The 280-nt window shown below is 56.8% G+C and carries 1 rRNA gene; it reads right to left on the bottom strand.

Going from position 1 to position 280, the window contains the following annotated elements:
- Positions 1–280: ribosomal RNA gene (locus KUM44_RS33015) — 23S ribosomal RNA — on the bottom strand; the annotation flags it as partial.

Raw genomic sequence — 280 nt, 5'->3', positions numbered from 1 at the left:
TCCGACGCTCCCACGGCTTGTAGGCACACGGTTTCAGGTACTATTTCACTCCCCTCCCGGGGTACTTTTCACCATTCCCTCACGGTACTATCCGCTATCGGTCACCAGGGAATATTTAGGCTTAGCGGGTGGTCCCGCCAGATTCACACGGGATTTCTCGGGCCCCGTGCTACTTGGGTGTCTCTCAAACGAGCCGCTGACGTTTCGACTACGGGGGTCTTACCCTCTACGCCGGACCTTTCGCATGTCCTTCGCCTACATCAACGGTTTCTGACTCGTC

Origin of the sequence: Streptomyces sp. AC550_RSS872, from assembly GCF_019049285.1 — a bacterium.
Taxonomy (GTDB): domain Bacteria; phylum Actinomycetota; class Actinomycetes; order Streptomycetales; family Streptomycetaceae; genus Streptomyces.
Note: the sequence above shows the minus strand (reverse complement) of the source record. Positions and strands in the feature narration are given on the sequence as shown.